The organism is Plantactinospora sp. KLBMP9567 (assembly GCF_033446045.1).
Taxonomy (GTDB): domain Bacteria; phylum Actinomycetota; class Actinomycetes; order Mycobacteriales; family Micromonosporaceae; genus Plantactinospora.
This window is the reverse complement of the sequence record NZ_JAWQRR010000006.1, coordinates 16,881-39,146: the sequence shown is the minus strand read 5'-3', so window position 1 is coordinate 39,146 and position 22,266 is coordinate 16,881. Positions and strand designations below refer to the sequence as shown.

The following is a 22,266-nucleotide window of genomic DNA, read 5'->3' as shown; positions in this document are numbered from 1 at the left end:
AGGTTTTTGTCCGGATACATCCTTGCGAAGTAGGAGAATCGTGAATCTAACTCCGGCAACGCCACGTATCCCCGGGCGGCAACTGCCGGTAGGCTCGGCTCCGGTCTCCGCCGGGCGGCGCCCTCCGGCGCCTGCGGAGACCGTCGCCTAATCGCATGCGCGAGCCGGGGAACCACGTACCAGGGGTGCATCCGCGCCAGCGGTAGGGATCTTCCGTCCCGAACCCGTCAGCTAACCCGGTCGGCGGCTGACGGAAGGACATTGTCATATGCCGTTCCTGGCACCCACCCGACAGGCTCCGGCACCCGCGCGGAGAGCCACGAGACTGCCCCGGAAGGCCGCGACGACCGTGGCCGTCGCCCTGGGCATGGTCCTCGCGGCACTCGGCGGCGCACCCGCCGCCGCGGCACCGGAGTACGCGACCCCCGGGACGCTGGCCGCAGCACCCGGCGGGGACGACATCGACGGAGGCACCGACAGCCTGCGCGAGCAGCTTCAGGCCGCCAGCAAGGGCTACCTGACCGCCAAGAACAGGTTGGCCAACTCCGTCAAGCGGCAGACGGAACTGAACCAGCAGCTCGCCGCGCTGCGCACCGAGGTGGCGAGCCGGAGCGAACGGGTCGCCGAGATGGCCGACATGGCGTACCGGACCGGTCGGCTCGGGCAGGTCTCCGCCCTGCTCAACAGCGGTTCTCCGACCAGCCTGGTGGACCGGGCCGCCGCACTCGACACCATCTCGGCGAACGAGAGCCGGGAGCTGCGCGGGCTGCGGGAGAGCCTGGACAAGGAGACCCAGGCCAAGGCGGCGCTCGACAAGGAGGTCGGCGAGCAGCGCAAGCAGGTCGAGGTGATGGAGACCCGCAAGAAGCAGGCCGAACGGGCGCTGGCGGCGGCGAACAACAGCGGCGGCGCCGGCTCGGGGATCAGCGGCAGCGGCGGCGGGTCGGCGCGACCGGCACCCCGCAACGCCGACGGCTCCTTCCCGGACGAGTCGTGCAGTCTCGACGACCCGACCACCAGCGGCTGCATCACCGCGCGCACCCTGCACGCGCTGAAGCAGGCCCAGGCGGCCGGCTTCACCCGGTTCGTCTCCTGCTTCCGCAGCGGCGGCAGCGGCGAGCATCCGAAGGGGCAGGCCTGCGACTTCGCCGCCCAGAAGAACGGGTTCGGCGGGGTGGCGACCGGCGGCGACCGGACGTACGGCAACAACCTGGCGGCGTACTTCGTGCGAAACGCCGATCGACTTGGCGTGCTGTACGTGATCTGGTTCAAGCAGATCTGGCTGCCGAGCAGCGGTTGGAAGACGTACAACGGGGGCAACGGTGACCCGTCCAGCGACCACACCAACCACGTGCACCTGTCGATGAACTGATCGACCGCACCTGACGCACCGATCGCGAACCGCCGGCACCGCCCGCCACCCCTGGGCAGTGCCGGCGGTTCTCGTTCCGCACCCGGCCGTACCCCGAACCGGGTGCGCCGGTCAGCAGCCGATCCGGGCCGAGCCCAGCGCCACGTCGTCGAACCAGAGCGTGTTCGCGCCCTCGCCGTAGCTCTCCCAGCCCAGCCGCAGGTCGGTGAGGCTCGGCCGCCAGTTGGCCCGGTTGTACCACTGTCCGTCGACGTCGTGCGTGGGCGTACCGTCGGCGGTCAGCCCGGTCACCGCGGTGCCGTTGACCCAGGTGGAGAGCCGGCCCTGCGCGCCGTCCACCATGAACTCCAGGCAGGTCCACTGGTTGACCGGCAGCGGCGCGCTGAGCGCGACACCGTTCGGGCTCTGCTCCGGCAGGGTGGCGTCGTCGGAGGCCCGGTTCCACTGCAGGGCGGCGTTCTGCCCACCCATCCGCAGGTCACGGTTGCCGTCGCCCGCGTCCCGCATGGCCAGGAAGGTCACGTGCGAAGTCGGCAGCGCGGTGGTGTGCCGGACCCAGAGCCGGGCGTAGCGCACCGCTCCGACGCTGCCGAGATCCCGGGTGGAGCCGACGAAGACGTGGTTGCAGTAGCCGACGGCGCCGTTGATCCGTACCGACCGGGTGCCCTGGTGCGCGACCGAGGTGTCGATGCTGGCGGTGCCGCTGCCCGAGCAGTCCGGGTAGCTGACGTTCCAGTCGCCGGAGGGTGCCGTGCCGGTCTGGTTCTCGAAGCCGTCGCAGAGCACCGCCGAACCGCAGCCGCTCGGCGGCGGAGTGGTCGGCGGGACCGTCGGCGGCGGGGTGACCGTCGGCGGGGCACTGGTGGGCGGAGTCGTCGGCGGCCTGGTCGTCGGCGGCGCGGTGCCGGGCGGAGTGGTCGGCTCGGCACCGTTGCACGGCTCGCCGTTGAGGGTGAACCCGGTCGGCGCCGCCGAGCTGGCGGCGTAGCTGCCCTGGACGCCGAACTCGGTGGAGCCGCCGGCCGGCAGCGACCCGTTCCAGGCCACGTTCCGGGCGGTCACGGTCGCGCCGGACTGGCTGACCTGGGCGTTCCAACTGCTGGTGATCTGCTGGTCGCCACCGTAGGTCCAGGTGACGGTCCAGCCGTTGACCGGGGTGTCCCCGGCGGTCACCCGGACGGCGGCGGTGAAGCCACCGGTCCACTGGTTGGCGGTGTAGTCGACCAGGCAGCCGGCGGCGGCCCGCGCGGTCGGCGTCATCCCGGTGCCGAGCACGGCGGCGCTGCTCGCGGCGATCGCGGTCACCGTGGCCAGGGCCAGGGAGACGCGACGGTACGGTGCGGAGATCCGCATGGGAGTTCCTCTCGGACGACTGCCGGCCCCGTCGCCGCCCCTGGCGCGTGCCGGCAGTGCTGTTACGACGACGAGTGGCCGGCGCGCGCGGCGCGTACCGCCCTCGTTGGACTCCCGTGACCAGCTCCCATGATCAACCATCCACCACGACGCCCCGGCCAGCCCGTACCGGTCGCGTAACGGCGCCGACCAAGCTTAGAGACAACCATCGATGCAAGCAACCGGCCCGACCCGGGCTCCTGCCGTCAGCTCGGCCGCTCCGGCCAGCGACAATGACGGGGTGACGATCGCGCGCTCGCTGCTGCTGTTCCTGCTCGCCGGCGTCGCCGAGATCGGCGGGGCCCGGCTGGTCCGGCAGGGCGTACCCGAGAACCGGGGCCTGCTCTTCGTCGCCGCCGGCATGCTGGCACTGGCCGGCTACGGCTTCGTGGCGGCGCCCCAGCCCGATCCGCACTTCGGTCGGGTGCTCGCCGCGTACGGAGGCGTCTTCGTGGCCGGCTCGCTCGACTGGGCCGTACTGGTGGACCGGTTTCGCCGTGATAGCTTCCCGGCAACATTTACAAAAACGTGCGGGCCGTCCACCGCCGGATGCACCGCGACCTGGACCGACACCTGGCGCTGACCCGTCGCCGGGAACCGGCGGTACGTCGATCTGCGTATCCGGGACATCCACACCGGCACGACGTCGCGGTGCCGTTCCGCCGGCACCATCACTGGCATGACGCTCTCTCCGCCGTGGCGAAAAGCCCTCCTCACCCTGCACGTGGTCACCGCGGTCGGCTGGTTGGGGGTCGACGTGGTACTGCTGACCCTCGGCGTGGCCGGGGCGCGCGGCTCCGACCCGGACGTGGTCTATCCGGTGATGGCCCTGGTCGGGCAGGCCGTCTTCGTGCCGCTGAGCGTGCTCGCCTGGCTGGTCGGCGTCGCCAGCGCGCTGCTCACGCCCTGGGGGCTGGTCAGGCACCGGTGGGTGCTGGTCAAGATGGTGATCACCACTGTGATGCTCGGCGCGGTGCTCTTCGCCCTGCTGCCGAACCTGCAGGCCGCCGAACTCGGTGCGGCGACTCCACCGGACGCCCGACAGGGCCTGCTGGCGGCGCCGATCGTCTCCAGCACGCTGCTGGTCGTCGCCACGGTGCTCTCCACCTACAAACCGTGGGGCCGGATCGGTCGGGCCGGTGCGGTCAGGACCGGGCAGCGGCCAGCGCGCCCGGCAGCCGGGACGCGAGGTCCAGGTGCGCGGCCCGGGCCCGCCGGAACGCGTACCGAAACAGCGGTGCGGGTGCCGACAGGGTGATCTCGACATCGAGGCGTACCGCGCGTCGGCCTCGCGGGTCACCCGGGTCCGGTTCCGCAGCGTGGTACGCGGCCACTGCCGGACCACCATCTCCAGCTCGTCGGCCGCCAACCGGAGCAGGTCGGCCCGGTAGGCGACCTGGAACCGGAACGGTCCCCAGCGCAGCCGCCGGAGCTGCATGAGTAGCGACTAACAGGGTATCTAACGGGCATGAGCGGACATGTTATGGTCTTTGCCCCTGATCCACAGTTGACGGTCACCATCGACCAGCCCGCCGACGAGACCGAGCTCCACCTGCACCCCGGCGGCCAGGGGGTGTGGCAGGCCCGGATGATCAAATGTCTGGGCGTGCCCGTGGTGCTCTGCGCCGGGCTCGGCGGGGAGATCGGACAGGTGCTCGAACCGCTGCTGGCCGGCGAGGGAGTCGACCTCCGGGCGATCCACCGTCAGTCCAGCAGCGGCGGCTACGTGCACGACCGGCGGGACGGCAAGCGCCACGAGATCGCCTCGGTGCCGGGCCATCCGCTCGCCCGGCACGAACTGGACGAGCTCTACAACCTCGCGCTCAGCGAGGGGCTGGGCGCCGAGGTCAGCATCCTCAGCGGCCCCGGCCACCCGTCCCTGGTCGCACCGGAGATCTACCGCCGGCTCGCCGCCGACCTCGGCCACAACGGCAGCCGGGTGGTCGCCGACCTCTCCGGTCCGCACCTGGCAGCCGTACTGGACAGCGGCGTGTCGGTACTCAAGGCCAGCCACGAGGAGCTGCTCCGGGACGGCCTGGCCGCCGACGACGGCGAGGCGGAGCTGATCCGGGTGATCCAGGCGCTGCACGCCCAGGGGGCCCGGTCGGTGGTGGTCAGCCGGGCCGAGGAGCCGGCCCTGGTGCTGGTCGACGGCGAGGTGGCCCAACTCGACATGCCCCGGCTGGAGGTGGCGGACCCGCGCGGTGCCGGCGACTCGATGACCGCCGGGGTGGCGGCGGTGCTGGCCCAGGGCGGCGACATCCGGCTCGCGGTCCGGACCGGGGCGGCGGCGGGCGCGCTGAACGTCACCCGGCACGGGCTCGGCACCGGCCGGCCGGACGCGATCGCCGGCCTGGTCGACCGGGTGAAACTGGCACCGATGCGGGTGGACCGGCAGGATCGGCTGACCCCCGACGAGCTGGCGCACCGAACGACGACGTCATGACGATCCGGGTACTGGTCACCAACGACGACGGGATCGCGGCCCCCGGGCTGCGCTGGCTGGCGCGTACCGCGGCGGAGCGCGGGTGGGACGTGGTGGTGGCTGCCCCGAGCGAGGAGGCCAGCGGCGCGAGCGCCGCGATGAGCGCGGTGGAGCGGGACGGCCGGGTGATCGTCGAGGAGCACCCGATCGAGGAGCTGCCCGGCGTCCCGGCGTACGGAGTGGCCGGCTCGCCAGCGCTGATCACGCTGATCGCCCTGCACGGGGCGTTCGGGCCGGCACCGTCGGCGGTGCTCTCCGGGATCAACCGGGGCGCGAACGCCGGCCGTGCGGTGCTGCACTCCGGTACGGTCGGTGCGGCGTTCACCGCCGCCGCGAACGGCTGCCACGGGCTCGCGGTCTCCCTGGACGTACTCTCCGTGCACGAGGCGAGCACCGGAAGCGGCGGTGCGGCGGCGGCCGTCACCCGACCTGACCGGGACGAGCGGCGGAACTGGGCGACCGCGGCCCGGGTGGCGCTGGACCTGCTGCCCCGGTTGACCGCAGGGCCCGTGGAGAGCGTGCTGAACGTGAACTCCCCCGACCTGCCGTACGAGCGGTTGCGCGGGATACGCCGAGGCACCCTGGCCGGGTTCGGGCAGGTACAGATGACGGTCGCCGAAGCCGGCAAGGGTTTCGTGCGTACCGCCCTGGAGGAATCCGGTCAGTACGTCGAGCCGGGCACGGACGTGGCCTGGCTGGCGGAGGGTTACGCCTCGGTGACGGCGATCCGGGCGGTCACCGAGGCGTCCGACGTGGATCTGTCCGGACTGGACGATCCGCGGTGAGGAGTGGGATTCCCGGTCCGCGATGATCAGACTGCGGGCCGGGGACGGTCAGGCGCCGGGGACCTTGACCTCCTCGCCAGCAGCCGCGGCGCCGGCGAAGTAGGGCTCCGGCGCGCCGAAGAGGCCGAGGAGCCCGGTGACCCAGAGCTGCCGATGAACGAACCGGCTCGGTTCGGTGACCACGAGCTTGACGCCGCTGACCTCCGCGGTCTGGAAGCCGGCGACCATGGCGCTGATTCCGACGGAGTCGATGAAGCTGACCAGTCGCATGTTGAGCTCGATCCTGGACGGTCGCCCCTTGGTCAGAACTCCGGCGATCGCCTCACGAACCTCGTACGCCGTATCGACGTCGATTTCTCCGCGAGGGGCGATCTCCACAACTCCACCAGGCAAGACCGACTTGACGATCGACAGGCTCACGCGAGCACCTCCACTCGCCCATGTCCGGGCGCCTAATCAGTACGCGGGCCGCGACCGAGAGTATTCCTCTCACGGCCCCGATCGCCACCCTTCCGGACGGGCAATCTATTCAACGAGCCGACAAACCTACCCGGTAACGGGGCAAACTACGCTAAATTTTCCTGCGCCGCCGGCTTCCGTACCTCCACCGTCACGCCCTCAGCGTAGCCGTGCCGCAGGTCGGGACGGGCCACCGGTGCACTGTGTCGTACCTCGCCCCGCGCCGCCGCCCGCCGGTACCCGAATCCCTGTCGCCTATGCGACAGATCGACGGGCCCGGCGGGGCCGGTGGGACCACCGGGGCAGGTGTCCGCCAGCGGGGCGGGTGTGCCGGGGAGCACCTAGCATGAGGTGATCTGTCCGTCGCGGGACGGACGACCCAGGCTCGGGAAGGGACACCTGATGCTGAGGAAGCTGATCGGACTGGCTGGGGTCGGCGCGCTGCTGGCACTGGTACTCGCCTGCGGATTCGGCGGCGGAGGTGATGACGACGACGGTGACGACGACGATTTCGCCCAGCGCGCGTCCGTCGTCCTGCTCGGCTGACTGGCTGCGGCTGACCCGCCCGCGGCACACCGGCACGAGATCCCGGCGATTCCGGCAGTTCGGGAGGTGATCCCGGGTTTGCCAGGAAACACGCCTGGGCACCTCCCGAGTAGCAACCCCGCAACCGCGCCGAACAGACGCCTCTGTCCGAAGTGGCCGCTTCGTTCGGCAACCGAGGAGGTAGCACGATGCTCGGAACGAACCTGCTGAAACATCAGAGCAAGCCCGAGCGGATCGCGGACCAGGCGTGGGAACACCTCACCAGCGCGATCAACTCGGCCGGCGACTCGGTGAAGTACACCGCCCGCTCGGCGCGGCAGACCGGCTCCCACCTCACCAGCCATGCCGGCGACCGGGTGGGTGCCGTGACCGACGAGGCCCGGGTACGGGCCAGCCGGGCGTACGACGCCCTCGCCGGCCGCCGACCAGGACTTCCCTGGGGGTGGCTGATCGGGGCGGGCCTGCTCGGCGCCGCCCTGGCCTGGGCCGCCTCCGCCGCGTCCCGGGCCGCGCTGGCCCGGGCCGAGGAGGAACTGCCCGCCAGCGACGGGCTGGAGTTCGTGGACGTCGACCGGGCCAACTCACCGGTCCGGGTCGACACCACCTGATCCCCGCGGACCTGCCCGGCCGGTCGGGCAGGTCCGCGGAAGCCGGGCCCGGTGCGTTCCCGTGCCGGGCCCGGAGGTGCGGCCCCGGTCCTCGCTCGATTCCGCGCGCCTTGCTCAGCCTTGTTCAGTTCCGCGCGCGGCTCACCGCTCGGCGGCGGCGTGCTGCTCGGGTGGCCGTGGGCGGGCGGCCCGGCGGTGGGCCGGGGCTCAGCCGAGCCGGAACACCACCGAGCCGGCGACCTCCTCGCGGGTGACGCCCAAGCCGTCGACCGGCCGGTTCAGCACCTCCTGCCACGGCGTCCCGGGCAGGTACTCCGGCAACACCACGACGGTACGGACGCCGAGTTGACGCAGATGGTCGACGCTGAGCCGGTCGGGGAAGCTCGCCGTGATGCCGAGAGTCTGCGCCTGCGAGTCCGGGGTGAAGGCGGCGAGGCCGTTCACGATCTCCGGGAAGCCGTCGGTGGACCAGAGCATCACGCTGAACTCCAGGGTGCCGCTGCTCGGCAGCACCAGCAGCGGGCCCTCGGCTCCGCGCAACGCGGCCGGCTGCGGGATCACCGGGGCGTGCGGGGTCGTGTTGACCCCCTCGACGACGATCAGCGCGAGCGGGATCAGTGCAACCAACCGGACCAGCGCCCTCCGGAACCCGGCGGCACGCCGCCCGGGTACCCGCCGGTCCGGCTGCTCCTCGGTGCCCGGCGGCGGCTGGTAGGCAGCCATCCGCAGCACGGGTACCGGGCTGCCCGGCCGCTCCCCCGCGTGCGGTGCGGCCGGCGCGGCCTGGTCCGGACCGTGGTCCGGGCCGGGCTGGCCCGGTTCGGTGGACGGCACCGTCTCGTCCACGGTCGCCGGCTCCGCTCGGGGCTGGCCGGCAGCGGGCTCGGCGCCGGCCGGCGGAACGGCGGTGGCCGGCGGAACGGCGGTGGCCGGCGGGGTGTCGGCAGTTCCCGGCGGGGTGTCGGCGGTTTCCCGCCGGGTGTCGACGTTGGTACCGTCCGGCGGCCGGGTCTCGACGGGGGTACCGTCCGGCGGCCGGTCACCGGACGGCTCCGTGCCGATCCGGGTCAGCGCGGTCAGTGCACCGGCGGCCAGGATGCCGAGCAGCAGGGTCGTCCAGAGCACCAGCCGACCGGAGGTCCGGATGGCGTCGAAGCCGGGCGCGTGCAGCACCAGGGTGGCGTACCCGGGATCGCCATCGCCGCCGAGCGTGGTGCCACTGGCCAGCCCGACGCTGACCAGTACGCCGACCGTGAGCAGTATCCGGTGCCGCAGCCGCCACACCGAGAAGAACAGCCCGGCGAAGGCCAGCCCGATCAGCACGACCCCGGGCAGCAGGGTCATCTCTCCGGCGAAGCTGAGGCTCGCCCGGGCGGCGGCGTGCCGCTCCCCCCAGAGCCAGTTCTCCGGCGGCGCGACCAGGAAACCCCGCCACGGCGGCGAGAACATCTGCACATGCGCCAGGGTCCGCCGGCCGGCCGGGTGCCGGGCCACCACCTCCAGGTAGGGCAACGCCATCAGGATGCTGACCCCGCCGAACACCACCCCACCGGCCAGGTCGGCCAGCAGCAGCCGCCGGCCGAACGGCGGACGGGACCGGCGCCGCCACCACGACCAGGCGTAGCCGGCGCCGGCGGCCAGGCAGACCAATGCCAGCACGTAGCCGAACGGCAGCCCGATGCCGAAGCCCAGGGTCATCTGCCAGGCCGCCACCAGCCAGCCGGCGAAGGCCCAGCCGGGGCGGCGCCGCTCCGGCCGGTAGCCGTGCTGCAGCGACCAGCCGTGTCCCCGGGCCAGCATTGCCAGGGCCAGCGCGATGCCGCCGATGGAGAGCACGTGCAGGTGCCCGGCCTGGGCCAGCTTCCAGGGGGCGTACCCGAAGGCGACCCCGGCCGCCGCGGCACCGATCCGACCCGCACCGAGCTGCCGGACCAGCGCGTACGCCCCGACGAAGGCGAGCGCGTGCACCAGCACGTAGAGGATGTTGTAGCGGACCACGCCGGCCACCGGACCCTCGCCGATCATGCCGGCCGGGGCGTAGCCGAGCAGGGTGTCGGAGTAGGCGTAGGTGTAGGGCTCCGGATAGAAGGTGTTGGAGTGCCACAACTGGGTGGGGTCGTTCAGCACCGCGTGGCCGCCCCAGGCGATCTGCCACGCCTGGAGGGTCGGATCCCCGATGTCCTGCGGGACCGTGCTGGTGATGTCGCGCAGGGTCGGCCAGGTCAGCACCACGGCCAGCAGCAGCCCGCCGAGCACGGCCAGCGTCCACTCGTGGCTGACCAGGCGCACCAGGAACGGGGCCCGGGGCGTCCGACCCGGGCCGGACGGCGTGGCGCCGCTCCGCGACGGTCCCGTCCGCTCGTCATTCCCGTCGCCGGCCCGCCCGTCGCGGGATCCGTCGCCGGCCCGGTCGTCGGGTCCGGCCGGTGCCATCTGCCGTTCGATCGTCATCCCTGCCCATTCCTTCCGGCCCGGGCCCTGTCCCCCGCACCACACCGGCGTCTGCCCCGGAGCACACCGGGATTGATGATTCCTGATGTCCGCCGGGGCTGTCACGCCCTCTCCGGCTCACCCCGCACGGGTGAGGGTCGCTCACCCGAGGGCGGGTCAGAGTCGAACCGCGGACGTGACCGGCGGGGCGCAGCCTACCGGTCGCCCGGACCACCGCACTGAACCCTTTTCCACCTCCCCTGCGGTCCGTCGTGGCAGCCCAGGGTGGAAGTCGGGGCGCAGACGCCACGCGGTTCGGGTTGGAGAAGGTTCACTCGACCGTCGGAGGAGCGAGAATGGCCAGCCGCGCGACGAGCCGGACTGACGAGGAGATCCAGCGCGACATCCTGGCGGAGTTGGCCTGGGAACCCCGGGTCCAGCCGAACGAGATCGGTGTGGCGGTGCAGGACGGCGTGGTGACGCTGCGCGGCTGGGTGGACAACTACGCCAAGAAGTGGGCTGCGGAACGGGCCGCGCACCGGGTACACCGGGTCCGGGCGGTCGCGAACGACCTCGAGGTACGCCTGCCCTCCTCGGCCGAGCGCGACGACCCCGACATCGCGGCGGCGGTCACCCGGGCACTGGAGTGGGACGCCTTCGTCCCCACCTCCGAGGTCGACGTGACCGTCTCCAACGGCTGGGTCGTGTTGCGCGGCGACGTCGAGTGGGAATACCAGCGACGCGCCGCCGAGCAGGCCGTACGCCGGCTCGCCGGAGTGCGCGGCCTCACCAACGGGATTTCGGTGCAACCGCACGAACGACCGGAGCGCGACGAGATCTCCGAGCGGATCCAGAGCGCACTGGTACGCAGCGTGGAGACCGACGCGGCGGGGATCGACATCCGGATCGAGGGCGACGCCGTGGTGCTGACCGGCAACGTCCGGTCGTGGCTCGAACGCGAGGAGGCCGAACGGGTCGCGTGGTCGGCGCCGGGCGTCACGCAGGTCGACAACCACATCACCGTACGGCGGTGAGGCTTTGGGTTCAGGTCAGATCAGGTTGAGTTCGCGGGCCCGGCGTACGGCGTCGCGGCGCCGGGTGGCGTCGAGCTTGCGGTAGATGTTCCGGACATGCGTCTTGACGGTGTTGACCGAGAGCGAGAGCTCCGCCGCGATCTCCACATTGGACAGGATGCTCTGCAGGTAGCGGAGCACGGTCAGCTCCCGCTCGGTCAGCGGTTCAGCCAGCGGCGTTGCCGCCGGGGTCGCCGCGCCGCCCGTCCCGTCGGCGGCATCGAGCAGCTCGTTCACCATCGGCCAGTACGCCGTACCCGAGTCGAGGTGGGCGGCGAGCAGGTCCCGTACCGGTGGATCGGCCCGGGTGAAGAGCTGGCGGAAGCCCTCCGGCTCCGCCAACCGCAGCACCTGTTCCAGGACACGGGCGGCGCGGCGGTGGTCGCCGGTCAACCGGGCCGCGCTCGCGTCGAGCAGTCCGGCCGCCAGCCGCAGCGGAAGCGGCCCACCGGCCCCGGCCGGCGCCGCCCAGTCCGGCAGCGTACGCAGGACGGCCTGCGGTTCCCGCGCCCGCAGGTGGGCCCGGGACAGCGCCACCGCCACCGGCTCGACCGGAGCCGTTCCCCGCTCCAGCGCCGGAGTGAGCATGCCCCTGGCCAGCTCGACGTCGCCGTGCTCGATCCACAGCTCCGCCTCGGCGGCGAGCAGCCAGTGCGCGAGTGGCTGCGCCTCGGCCCGGTCGCCGAGCCGGCGGCGGCTGGCCGCCAGCGCCTGGTGGGCACCGGTCAGGTCGCCCCGGTCACGCAGCAGCCGAGCCTGGATGATGCCGGCCACTCCGTGCACGAGCGGTTCGTCGACGTACTCGGCGGCCCGGACGCCGAGCGCCAGATGCGCGTCCGCGTCGTCCGGCCGGTCCCGGTACAGCGCGACGAGCGCCTGCGCGAGATACCCGTGTACGCCGTCGGCCGGCCGGACCAGCCCACCGAAGGGCGCCGCGCCGAGTGCCGCGCGGGCGGCTTCGTCGGCGCCGGTCAGCTCGCCCCGGATCGCCCGGGCGAGTGCCAGCCGGCCCAGGCAGAGCCGACGGGCCCGGGGCAGCTCCGCCCGGATCGCCTCGGCCAGCCCGTCGGCGATCTCCGGCTCGGCGGCGGTCGGGTCGCCCGTCCCGAACCGAATCGTCCCCGGCACCAGCCTGGCCACCGCTCTCGCCCGGAGTTCGAGGTCGTCCCGGTCGGAATCCCCGCCGTCGACCGGCGCGATACCGAGCCGCCCCGCGTCGGGCGGGTCCCCCAGACCGGAGCCCGACGGGCCGGCCCAGCCCGCCGCGCCCAGGTCGGCTCGGCCGAGACCGAGGACGTCGGCCCGGGCCGAGTCGGGCAGGTCAGGACGACCGGGATCGCGAAGGTCGGTCCGGGCAGCGTCGGGCAGGTCAGGACGGCCCTGGTCCAGAAAGCTGGTCCGAGCCGACTCGGGCAAGGTGAGCTGGCCGAGGTCGATCTGGTCGGCGTCCACATATGCCTCGACATCGACGTCCACGACCGGGCCCCCGTCGACGTCCACGACCGGGCCCCCGTCGACGTCCAGCCGGGCGGCCGGGGCGGGGCCGAGCAGCGCGCCCGGGTCGACGGTCACCACCGCGACGTCGGCGTTACCGGCCAGCGGATCCGGGCGGCGGAGATCGTCGACCCCGGCTCGTACCGCCGGTTCGTCTCCGGCCGACTGGGCGGCGGCGAGCCGCAGGGCCGCCGAGATCCGCCTGAACCGGTGCCGGCGAGGGGTGTCGAGCAGGTCGCTGTGCTCGGCGGCCAGCGCGAGGTACCCGGTGGCGGCGGTCGGCTCGCCCCCGTCCAGCCGGTCCGCGGCACAGGCCAGGCCGAGTTCCGGGTCGGCGCGGACCACCTCCGGGGGCGGCGCCGGCGGCGCCGGCCGGTTCGGGGCGTACTGGCCGTAGGGAACCAGATCCGGCCAGTGCCGCAGCAGCACGCCGATCGCGTACGGCCAGTCGTGCGCGGCGAGCGCGTGCCGGAGCGCCTCGGCCGGCAACTCGTTCGCGGTGAACCAGGTGGCGGCCCGACGGTGCAGCTCGGCCACCTGGTCGGCGGGGCGGCGGGCCAACTCGGACCGGAGTAGTTCGCCGAGCATCGGATGGCACCGGTACGCCGCTGGCCGGCCGCCGAGCGGGATCACGAACCCGCCGAGACGGTCCAGTTCGGACAGTACCCGGGCCGGTTCGGTGCGCCCGGTCAGCGTGTCCAGCAGCTCCGCAGAGAAGCCCTCGACCAGTGACGCCCGGCAGAGCGCCTCCCGGGCGTCACCGGAGAGGCCGGCGAGCAGTTCCTCGGTCAGATAGTCGCTGACGTCCGGATGCTCTCCGGTGAACTCGTCCACGAACCGGGCCGGGTCGGGGTGGCCTGGCAGGGCGAGCGCGGCGAACCGCAGGCCGGCGGGCCAGCCATCGGTGCGGTTGACCAGCCGGCGAATCTGCTCCGGCGGCAGTGGCTCGCCGTACGCGGAGAACAGGTCGGCGACCTCGTCTGTGCGGAACGCCAGGTCGGCGGCGCGGATCTCGGTCAGTTCTCCGCTGAGCCGCCAGCGGTGCAGTGCGAGCCCAGGGTCGGTACGGCAGCCGATCACCAGCCGCAACCGGCCGGCCGTGTGCCGGAGCAGGAACTCCAGCCCACTGGAGACCTCGGGATCGTCCACCTGGTGCAGATCGTCCAGGATCAGGGTCGCCGGCCCGGTACGCCGGGCCAACTGCTCGGCGAGGGACTCCAGCCTGTACCCCGGATCCGGTTCGTCCGGTTCCTGCCCGTCGACGGCCGGACGCAGCGCCGCGTACAGATATGACCAGAGCCGCGCCCCGCCGTCACCCGGCTCCAGCGAGAGCCAGCCCACCGGGCCCCGGTCCGGGCTGTTTCCGGCCCGGCTGTCCGTCGCGTTGCGAGCCCGGCACCAGGAACTCAGCAGCACCGTCTTGCCCCAGCCGGCCGAGGCCGAGACCAGGGTCAGCGGGCCGGCCGTCCCGAGGTCGAGCAGCTGGAACAGCCGGGGCCGGGGCAACAACACCGCCCCGGAGCGCGGCGCGGCGGCCAGCTTCGCGGTGAGCAGCGGCGGCGCCGAACGTTCCGCCCCACCGTCCGGGCCGGCGGCAGTCCTGTCGGTGGCCGGCGCGACCGTGCCGGCCAGTTCCTCGATCCGTTCCAACAATGCCCCACCTCCCTCGGCCCGTCCCGACGCGACGGCCCGAGGCGGATACCCGACCCGTCGCGGTTCACCCCTTGCGGACGACCCTGGTTCACCCGGCACCGCCGGACGATGACGGCCCAGGTGGCGGAGATCGCGCACCGGCCCGGCGGCGAGCCTGCCACGCGCCGTCGACCAGGCGCCGCGCTCCGGCGTGGCTGGCGGCCCGGCGCCGCGCTCCGGCGTGACTGGTGTGGGCCGGCGCCGCGCTCCGGCGTGACGGGGCTGGTCGGCGAGGACCGCCGGGCGGCGGTACGCATCGCGCTGCGCCAGGCGAAGCAGTTGGCCGAGACCGGCGAGGTGCTGCGGTGGGTGCGGACCGCCGGCACGACCGCCTCGCCGGCCGGCCGGGGAGCCGCCTTCCCGGCCGACCGGCTCTGCCGGCGGTCGTGCCCGGTCGTCAGCCGTTCCTGGCTGTTCCAGCCGTTCCCGGCTGCTCTCGCGGTTGCCGTCCGGCGGTCAGCCTCTCCCCGGCCGCCCTCCGGTGCGCTGTCGGGGTTGACGGGTTCAGTAGACGAAGACGCTCTTCGCCGGGAAGGTGAAGGACGGGTTGCTGCCGCTGAGCAGCATCGGCCGGCCGGTGCAGTCGTCGTTGACGTAGAGCAGGGCCGCCCGGCTGTTCGTGTTGATCCAGGAGTGGGCCCGCTCGCCCCAGCCGTGCTCGACCAGGTCGACACAGGCCCCGACGGTCGGGTCCAGCGCGGAAACGGTGAACCGTGCTCCGTTGTACGAGGTCCCTTCGAACAGGCACAGTGCCCGGAGGAACTCACAGGTGCCACTGCTCGTCGCCGCCGCGTCTGCCGCTGCCGGGGCGGCCGCTGCCGGCCCGGCGTACGCGCCACCGATAATTGCCGCGGTGGTCAGCGACAGCAGTACTCGGAGACCATTCTGATAATTGACGCGCGATTTGCGCATGGTGTTTCCCCCTTTTCTGACCAACTCCAGGAACGATGGCGGAAGGCAGGGAGGGGTCCTGACCGGTAAACCGGGTGCGGGTGTGTCGGGGTACGGCTCGACGTCGACGCCTCGGCTGCGGCACGGGGGCCGGGTATAACGCCGCAACACCCGGAACGACTCGTACGCCCGCAGCCCGATGTGCCGACGTATCCGCACGTGACGCCGCCTCGCCCGGCGTTGGTGGCGCTCGGGCACGAGAGCGGTCGCCGGACCGCCCGATGCCGGCCCGTGACCGGCAGGCGGCGGCGCGGGCATACCCGGCGGTGGCCGTGGCCCGCGTGGTGTCAGCGAGTCATCGATCGGGTTCTTGCCCGGCACGCCATTGTGCGGCATCGAACAGCGAAAATTCTCACACTCACGCGACGCCCCCGTACGCGGTCCTCGGTGGAGAAAGCAGGAATCATCCCGGCCGAGCCATCAAACAGCGTCGATACCATAACACGACGCCATCATGGCCACAACCAACCCGCAACCCGATTCGGCACCGTTTATGTCAACCGTTCTATAACCACCCAAGGCCGACGTACGACTACGGCGATACAGTTTCCGGCCCGTTACGCATTTCTCGTACGTCGCTCCGACCCCGACCCCGACCGGCGACACGGCGCGGGCCCGGCGAACTGGTCGCCGGGCCCGGGTCGGTCGGGTCTTCGGAAACGGAGTTGGTCAGGACGGCAGGCCGCCGACCTGGGTGTTGATCCAGGACCGGATGGAGGGCAGGTCACCGTAGATGGACGGCCCGGTCGCGCAGGTCGAGTTGTTGTTGCCCGCCCGGCTGGTCGCGCCGATCAGGTTCCACCGGTCGTTGATGCTGCGCACCTGCGGGCCACCGGAGTCGCCGTAGCAGGCGCCGGCGTTCCCGTTCGTGTTGTTGGTGCAGATCTCGTACGCCCCGTTGATGCCGGAGCAGCGGCTGTCGGCCACGATCGAGGTGTCCAGCTCGTTGGCGACGGTCGGCGCCGAGCCGCAGCCCCGGACCGGGCAGGTCTGCCCCCAGCCGATGATCCGGGTCGCCGTACCGACCGCGCCGGAGGTGCTGGGGATGACGGCGGGGGCGTGGCTCACCGAACTGCCGAGTTGGAAGAGCTTCACGTCGATGGAGGGGTGGTTCACCGCCCGTACCACGCTGACCACGGTGCCACCGCTGGTGCGGTTGACGCTGCCCACCCGTACCGAACTCGGTGTCGGGCAGTGCTTGGCGGTGACCACCCAGTTGGCCTTGATCAGCGAGGCCGAGCAGCCCGAGGTGTAGACCAGGAACGAGTAGTTCTCCGACGCCGGCCGGCCGTTCACCACCAGCGTGCCGACGCCGCCGTCGCCGTCGGTGGCTCCCGGTGCGGGCTCGCCGGACGCCGCCGGCACGTTCGCGTACGCGGTCGACGGCGCCGCCGAGGCGACGGCCGGCAGGGCCAGGCCGGCAACGACCAACGCGGCCACCAGGCACGTACGGCGGACGAGTACGCGCGCCGAGTGCGGTCGGAACATGACGGACCTCCAGGGGTGTCGGAGTCGTGGTCAGGCAGCACACTAACTCCGGATAGATGGAGGTAGATACATATCCCTTCTCCCCTACCACCGCACGATGCGCCGGGCGGGCCGGACCCGGCGGGTTGACCCTCGACCCGGTCGAGGGGGCAGAATGCCTGCTCATGGACGGGGGTGGCCGGCTTCTCGGCATCGGCGAGATGGCCCGGGCGAGCGGCCTGAGTATCAGCGCGCTGCGCTTCTACGACGGTGCCGGCGTGCTGGCACCCGCGTCGGTGGACCCCGGCACCGGTTACCGCCGGTACGCGCAGCGGCAGTTGCCGGCCGCCCGGCTGCTGGCCGGCCTGCGCCGGATCGGGATGCCACTGGCCGAGATCACCCGGATACTGGAGCTGCGCGGCTCGGATCCGGCCGCCGTGTCACGGCTGCTGGACGCGCACCTGCGCCGCCTGGAGGAGGGGCTCGCCGACGCCCGCCGGGAGGCGGCCCGGCTTCGGGTACTCTGCGCCGCTGCCGAGCCGTCGGCCGAGCCGGAGGTCCGGCTGACCGTACCCGGACGGGAGCTGGCGGCGGCGGTCGACGCCGTCCGGTTCGCGGTCGGGGCGGATCCCGGGCTGCCGATGCTCGGCGGCGTGCACTTCGAGTTCGACCGGGACGTGCTCCGGCTGGTCGCCACCGACCGGTACCGGATGGCCGTCTCCGAGGTCTGCGCCGCTCCGGGCAACCCGGGTGACGGCGATGCGGTGACCCGGGTGACCGCGCCGGTCTCGTTCGTCGACGCGGCCCGCGCGCTGCTGACCGGCGGCTGGCCGGCGACCCTCACCCTCGGCTCCGCCGCCGTCAGCCTGCGGGTGCGGGACCGGCGGGTCACCGGTACCCCGATGGAGCACGACTTCCCGGACTACCGCCGGTTGCTGCGCACCGCGACCGGCGGGCCGGACCGACGCCGGGTGACCGTCGACGTGGCCGGGTTGCGCGAGCGACTGACCGCCGCCGAGACCCGGACGGTGGTACGGACGGACGACGGCGCCCGCTGCGCGGTCAGCGTCCTCACGGTCGACGCCACGAACCGACTGACCGTCTCCCCCGCCGAGACCCCGACCGCGTCGACCGATCCGGTGGTACGGGTCGGAGTCGACCGTGAGTTCCTGCTCGACGCCCTGGACGCGGTCGGGGCGGGCCAACTGGTCCTCGAACTCGACGGGCCGATCCGCCCGCTGGCGGTACGCCGACTCGACGACGACAGGGCCTTCTCCATCCTGATGCCGGTGCGGATCTGAGCGCCCCTCGGCTCGGTCGCTCCTCTTGGCTCAGTCGGTCCTTCTGGTTCAGTCGGTCCTTCTGGTTCAGTCGGTCCTTCTGGTTCAGTCGGTCCTTCTGGTTCAGTCGGTCCTTCTGGTTCAGTCGGTCCTCCTGGCTCGGCGGTCCTCCCGGCTCGGCGGTCCTCCCGGCTCGGCGGTCCTCCTGGGTCAGGCGTCCTCGCCCAGCTCGGTGAAGAGGGTCAGTTGCAGGTGACCGGGCGCCGTCAGCCGCGAGTTCAGCGAGTTCCAGGGCGTACGTGTCGGCTCGGCGATCACCGTCGCGCCCGCGTCGGCCAGGGTCGCGGTGACCGCCGGGGCGTCGTCGACCTCGAAGGCGACCCGGATGTGCCCGGCCACCCGGCGGCCCACCTCGACCTCGTCGATGTACTCGGCGTGCCCCGGATCGGTGATCTCCAGAGTGGCCCGACCGGCGTCCAGGATCGTGACCCGGCCGTCCGGCGAGGAGAAGGCGGCCTGCTCCGGCAGGCCCAGCACGTCACGGTAGAACCGGAGGGCCTGGTCGTAGTCGTCGGCGGTGACCACCAGCCGGAGTTGCCGGACCGGAGACGGCTCATTCATCGCCCCAGTCTGGCACGCGGTCCCGGCACGCTGATCCGGCCCGCGGTCCCGGCACGCTGATCCGCCGCGAGCGCCCGCGTATCGCCTTCATCGCGGCCGCGTGCTGACGGCGACCGCACACCGGGGACACGCGGAGCGGCCGAATGGCCCGGTCAGGACGAGTTGATCACCTACAGTAGCTAGATGGCTTTTGTCCGGTTCAACCCGATAGTCGCGGGGCGGGCACGCCGCCGGGCCGGTGCCGCGCTGGTCGTACTCGGCGGGATACTCGTGCTGACGGTGGTGGTGGTCAACGACGCGCCCGAGCCACCGAGGACGGTCGACCGGCCACGGGCGGCGGAGCAACACCTGCCGACCCCGGTCGCCCCGGGCACGCCGCCGAGCACCGAGCCGACGCCGCCCGCGGCGCCACCCCCGGCGCATCTGCCGGTAGTCGACTACGGCCCCGCACCGGGCGGCTTCCCCGAGGACCCGACTCCGATGTCGACGGTACGGCTCGGCGAGGGCCTCCGGCCGATCCGCCGGGTCGCCGCGTACGACGCACCGGGCGGCCGGCCCCGGGCCTTCCTCGCGCCCGCCATCAGCGGGGTGCCGGTGACCATGCCGATCGTGGCCCGCCGGGCGGGCTGGACCGCCGTGCTGCTTCCGTCGGCGAACCGGACCATCGCCTGGGTGCCGCCCGGGCCGTGGAGCACCGTGGAACTGCGCGACCTGCTCGTGGTGGTCCGGCAGGCGCACCGGCTGTACTGGTATCGGGACGACCGGCTGGTCCGGTCCTGGCCGGTCAGCGTCGGCACCTCGGCCACGCCGACCCCGCTGGGCCGGACATTCATCCTCGGCCGGTCGACCCTGCCCGGCCGGGTGTACGCGGACACCGAGGTCTTCGCGCTCGGCGCCGTACCCGACGAACCGAATTCGGTACCGTCCGGGCTGCGCGGCGCGCACATCGGCCTGCACGCCTGGTACAACGCCCGCCAGCTCGGCCGCGACAACAGCAACGGCTGCATCCGGATAGCCCGGAAGGCACAGGAACTGCTGCTCGCCGAGATGTCCGCCGGCACCGAACTGCTGGTGCTCGACCGCTTCTCCGCTCCCGAGCGGCTTCCCGGCCCCGGCCCGGTCCCCGTGGTGGCCCGCTGACCGCTTCGGACGGCGCCACCTCGGACGACGACTCCTCCGGACGATCGGTCGGTGGCGGCTCGGCTGGAGCGGCACCGGCGGCAGCCGCAGCCCCCGGGGTGAGGTCGTTCGAGCTGCCCGACGGATGCTCTGGCGCGCCCGATCCGGCCTACAGGTCGCGGCGCATGCAGACCCGGGGCCACCGGTCCAGGCCGTGTGCCGCCTCGCGGGCCCGGATCGCCGCCAGCCCGGGGGGCAGCTCCCGCTCGTCGAGGACGACGAATCCGCACCGGGAGTAGTACGGGGCGTTCCACGGCACGTCGGTGAAGGTGGTCAGGGTCAGCGCCGGTACCCCGCTCGCCGTGGCGTGCGCGGCGAGGCGCTCGATCAGTTGCCGGCCCACGCCCCGGCGGGCGGCCCGGGGATGCACCGAGACCTGTTCGACGTGCAGGTTGCCGTCCACCGGCTCGGCGACCAGATAGCCGACCGGCAGGTCGTCGGCGTCGACCGCGACCCAGGCCAGGCCGGCGCGCTGATGCCGGGCCAGCTCCTCGACCGACGGTGGTTCGTCGTCGGCGATCTCCGGCATCCCGATGTCCCGGAAGGCCCGTCCGGCGGCCCGCTCGATGTCCCGCAGCCCGGGCAGGTCCGGCTGACGGGAAGCGAGGAGGCTTCATGCGACAGAACCCGGCCCGACGGATGGCGCTGCTCGACGCCGCGATCGAGGTACCCGCCCGCGACGGCTCGGGCGGGCTGACGAGCAGGTCGGCAGCCCGCCCGGCTTCATGATCAGTTCATCGGGTCGCCGGATCCGGTTCCGCACGCCGTGCGGTTGGCCGGAGAGGGTCGGACGGTACGCCGACGGGTCGGGCAGGACGACTGACGAGGGCACAATGCCGGCCCTCGGCCGGTCCACGCGACCCGGGCGTACCCGAATCCCGATGGAGGAGATCATGCCGACCCGTACCCGGATCGCCGCCGGACTCGGCGCCTCGGTCGCCGCCGGCGCGGTCGCCCTGGCCGCCGGCCTCGTGCCCGCCCAGGCGTCCACGCCGACCGTCGTCGCCCCCGCCCCCACGCCGAAGCCGGCCGTGGTCGCCGCCGAGCCGCCGGTCCTCTCGGCCACCCTGACCCGCAGCTACGACGCCTTCGACGCCAACCAGGGCGTCGCCGTCGACGACCGGTACTTCTACGTGGTCGACAACCGCAGCATCACCAAGCACGACAAGGCGACCGGACGGCCGCTGCTCCAGTTCGCCTCGAACTCCGGCGGCCCGATCATCCACCTGGACAGCGGTGTGGTGGTCGGCAACCGGCTCTACGCCGCGCACTCCAACTACGACGAGTCGCCGATGGAAAGCTCGATCGAGGTCTTCGACACGAGGACGATGCGGCACGTCGAGACGTACAGCTTCGGGATCTTCCGGGGGTCGCTGACCTGGCTGGACCGGCACGACGGGGCGTGGTGGGCCGGGTTCGCCAACTACGACGAGATCGCCGACGGCGAGACCGAGCCGTACGGGGAGACGTACAACACCCAGGTGGTCAAGCTGGACGACAGGTTCCAGGTCGTCGAGGCGTGGACGATCCCGAAGCCGATCCTCGACCGGTTCACACCGATGAGCAACTCCGGTGGCTCCTGGGGGCCGGACGGCCGGCTCTGGCTGACCGGCCACGACCTCGGTGAGGCGTACGTGCTGCGGCTGCCGTCCGCCGGCTCCGAACTGGAGTGGGTCGGCACCGTCACCCTGCCGGGCGTGGAAGGCCAGGGCATCGCCTGGGAGCACTCGGGCACCCGGTCGAAGCTCTGGACCATCAAGCGCTCCACCAAGCAGGCGTTCAGCTTCACCGTGCCGTTCCGGTCGATCGCCAACCCGACGACGCCGACCTGGCAGGTCCTCGGCCCCGGCAACTTCCAGCAGTGACCACCCTCCGCTGACGGTATGCCGGTGCCACGCACCTCGGTCGGCGCCAGCGGCGGTCGGCCGAGTCAGTACGGGAACGGCACCGCCTCCTCCGAACCCACGACCAAGCTGGTGAAGGTGGTGATGTGCCGAGCGGTGTGGTTGACGCACAGGTAGAGGTGGCAGCCGGCCGGGTCGAATCGGAGCGCCACCGGCTGGCCGGCGTACCGGTCGCCGACCTGGGTGAGCAGGGGCAGCGGGTCGTCGAGCCGCGCGGGCTCCGGTGACGACGGGACCGGGATCGGATATCTCGGGTCGGCCGGCACCGCCTCGGCCAAGGCGAGATCGAGGCAGTCGAGGCAGTCGGCGATCGCCGTCTCGACGGTGGGATGGGTCGGCAGTTCGGGTACACCCATCGGCAGGGCTGGTGCGTTGAGTTCGACGCGCCAGCCCTCGCCGTGCAGCCGGAGTGGATCACCCTGGTTGAGCCGATGGTTCTGCACGGTCACGTTGCCGGCGTCACCTTCGAGACAGCACCTGATCGACGGACTCCGATAGCCTGCGACGAGCAGTGGGGATCGAAATCGA

At 72.6% G+C, this 22,266-nt stretch carries 19 protein-coding genes, 1 pseudogene and 1 riboswitch; of the genes and pseudogenes, 11 read left to right on the top strand and 9 right to left on the bottom strand.

What is annotated here, in order from left to right; all coding sequences use genetic code 11:
* The first annotated feature begins 134 nt into the window (after window positions 1–134).
* A riboswitch (cyclic di-AMP (ydaO/yuaA leader) is annotated at window positions 135–262 on the top strand.
* A 6-nt stretch (window positions 263–268) separates the two neighbouring features.
* A complete protein-coding gene (locus R6Y94_RS02975) occupies window positions 269–1,372 on the top strand; it encodes a hypothetical protein (RefSeq protein ID WP_318394191.1) in 1,104 nt (367 codons plus the stop codon).
* A 111-nt stretch (window positions 1,373–1,483) separates the two neighbouring features.
* On the opposite strand, the gene R6Y94_RS02970 is transcribed toward R6Y94_RS02975, so the two are convergent.
* Window positions 1,484–2,725, bottom strand: coding sequence for a cellulose-binding domain-containing protein (locus R6Y94_RS02970; protein ID WP_318394190.1), 1,242 nt, complete (start codon window positions 2,723–2,725; stop codon window positions 1,484–1,486).
* A gap of 280 nt (window positions 2,726–3,005) precedes the next feature.
* On the opposite strand from R6Y94_RS02970, the gene R6Y94_RS02965 reads away from it, so the two are divergent.
* The 4 genes from R6Y94_RS02965 to surE all read left to right on the top strand — a co-directional run bounded on the left by R6Y94_RS02965 (window position 3,006) and on the right by surE (window position 6,034).
* Complete coding sequence (locus R6Y94_RS02965; protein WP_318394189.1) at window positions 3,006–3,347, top strand: YnfA family protein; 342 nt, start codon at window positions 3,006–3,008, stop codon at window positions 3,345–3,347.
* A gap of 96 nt (window positions 3,348–3,443) precedes the next feature.
* Complete coding sequence (locus R6Y94_RS02960) at window positions 3,444–4,022, top strand: hypothetical protein (protein WP_318394188.1); 579 nt, start codon at window positions 3,444–3,446, stop codon at window positions 4,020–4,022.
* Between the two features lie 210 nt (window positions 4,023–4,232).
* Window positions 4,233–5,210: a 1-phosphofructokinase family hexose kinase gene (locus R6Y94_RS02955; protein WP_318394187.1), complete on the top strand. Its 978-nt coding sequence runs from the start codon at window positions 4,233–4,235 to the stop codon at window positions 5,208–5,210.
* On the top strand, window positions 5,207–6,034 hold the full coding sequence (gene surE / locus R6Y94_RS02950; RefSeq protein ID WP_318394186.1) for a 5'/3'-nucleotidase SurE: 828 nt from the start codon (window positions 5,207–5,209) through the stop codon (window positions 6,032–6,034). Before R6Y94_RS02955 ends, surE begins: the two co-directional genes overlap by 4 nt.
* Before the next feature lie 48 nt (window positions 6,035–6,082).
* Here the strand turns inward: surE and R6Y94_RS02945 are convergent, their stop codons facing one another.
* Window positions 6,083–6,454 carry an STAS domain-containing protein gene (locus tag R6Y94_RS02945; protein WP_318394185.1) on the bottom strand — a complete coding sequence of 124 codons (372 nt, stop codon included), beginning with the start codon at window positions 6,452–6,454 and terminating at the stop codon, window positions 6,083–6,085.
* 441 nt (window positions 6,455–6,895) lie between these two features.
* Here R6Y94_RS02945 and R6Y94_RS02940 point away from each other — a divergent pair, with 441 nt between their 5' ends.
* Window positions 6,896–7,039: a hypothetical protein gene (locus tag R6Y94_RS02940; protein WP_318394184.1), complete on the top strand. Its 144-nt coding sequence runs from the start codon at window positions 6,896–6,898 to the stop codon at window positions 7,037–7,039.
* Window positions 7,040–7,227: 188 nt separating this feature from the next.
* Window positions 7,228–7,647, top strand: a complete 420-nt coding sequence (locus R6Y94_RS02935; RefSeq protein ID WP_318394183.1) for a hypothetical protein — start codon at window positions 7,228–7,230, stop codon at window positions 7,645–7,647.
* Between the two features lie 1,062 nt (window positions 7,648–8,709).
* Here the strand turns inward: R6Y94_RS02935 and R6Y94_RS44985 are convergent.
* Window positions 8,710–10,098: pseudogene (locus R6Y94_RS44985) on the bottom strand (hypothetical protein); the annotation flags it as partial.
* Window positions 10,099–10,433: 335 nt separating this feature from the next.
* Here R6Y94_RS44985 and R6Y94_RS02925 point away from each other — a divergent pair.
* Complete coding sequence (locus tag R6Y94_RS02925) at window positions 10,434–11,111, top strand: BON domain-containing protein (protein ID WP_318394181.1); 678 nt, start codon at window positions 10,434–10,436, stop codon at window positions 11,109–11,111.
* Window positions 11,112–11,126: 15 nt separating this feature from the next.
* Here the strand turns inward: R6Y94_RS02925 and R6Y94_RS02920 are convergent, their stop codons facing one another.
* The 3 genes from R6Y94_RS02920 to R6Y94_RS02910 form a co-directional block, all read right to left on the bottom strand.
* Window positions 11,127–14,294: a LuxR C-terminal-related transcriptional regulator gene (locus tag R6Y94_RS02920; RefSeq protein ID WP_318394180.1), complete on the bottom strand. Its 3,168-nt coding sequence runs from the start codon at window positions 14,292–14,294 to the stop codon at window positions 11,127–11,129.
* Between the two features lie 546 nt (window positions 14,295–14,840).
* The gene (locus R6Y94_RS02915; protein ID WP_318394179.1) at window positions 14,841–15,248 is read right to left on the bottom strand and encodes a peptidase inhibitor family I36 protein; all 408 of its coding nucleotides are present in this window, start codon (window positions 15,246–15,248) and stop codon (window positions 14,841–14,843) included.
* 708 nt (window positions 15,249–15,956) lie between these two features.
* Entirely contained in the window at window positions 15,957–16,775 is an 819-nt protein-coding gene (locus R6Y94_RS02910) for a S1 family peptidase (protein WP_318394178.1), read from the bottom strand.
* A gap of 164 nt (window positions 16,776–16,939) precedes the next feature.
* Between R6Y94_RS02910 and R6Y94_RS02905 the strand changes: the two genes are divergently transcribed.
* Window positions 16,940–18,055 (top strand): MerR family transcriptional regulator, encoded by a 1,116-nt coding sequence (locus tag R6Y94_RS02905; RefSeq protein WP_318394591.1) that lies wholly within the window; start codon window positions 16,940–16,942, stop codon window positions 18,053–18,055.
* A 189-nt stretch (window positions 18,056–18,244) separates the two neighbouring features.
* Here R6Y94_RS02905 and R6Y94_RS02900 read toward each other — a convergent pair whose 3' ends face one another.
* Entirely contained in the window at window positions 18,245–18,655 is a 411-nt protein-coding gene (locus R6Y94_RS02900) for a VOC family protein (protein WP_318394177.1), read from the bottom strand.
* Between the two features lie 183 nt (window positions 18,656–18,838).
* On the opposite strand from R6Y94_RS02900, the gene R6Y94_RS02895 reads away from it, so the two are divergent.
* Window positions 18,839–19,795 carry a L,D-transpeptidase gene (locus R6Y94_RS02895; RefSeq protein WP_318394176.1) on the top strand — a complete coding sequence of 319 codons (957 nt, stop codon included), beginning with the start codon at window positions 18,839–18,841 and terminating at the stop codon, window positions 19,793–19,795.
* 148 nt (window positions 19,796–19,943) lie between these two features.
* On the opposite strand, the gene R6Y94_RS02890 is transcribed toward R6Y94_RS02895, so the two are convergent.
* Window positions 19,944–20,363, bottom strand: a complete 420-nt coding sequence (locus tag R6Y94_RS02890; protein WP_318394175.1) for a GNAT family N-acetyltransferase — start codon at window positions 20,361–20,363, stop codon at window positions 19,944–19,946.
* 352 nt (window positions 20,364–20,715) lie between these two features.
* Between R6Y94_RS02890 and R6Y94_RS02885 the strand changes: the two genes are divergently transcribed.
* Window positions 20,716–21,699 (top strand): hypothetical protein, encoded by a 984-nt coding sequence (locus R6Y94_RS02885; RefSeq protein ID WP_318394174.1) that lies wholly within the window; start codon window positions 20,716–20,718, stop codon window positions 21,697–21,699.
* 65 nt (window positions 21,700–21,764) lie between these two features.
* Here the strand turns inward: R6Y94_RS02885 and R6Y94_RS02880 are convergent, their stop codons facing one another.
* Entirely contained in the window at window positions 21,765–22,187 is a 423-nt protein-coding gene (locus tag R6Y94_RS02880; RefSeq protein WP_318394173.1) for a hypothetical protein, read from the bottom strand.
* Window positions 22,188–22,266: the final 79 nt, after the last annotated feature.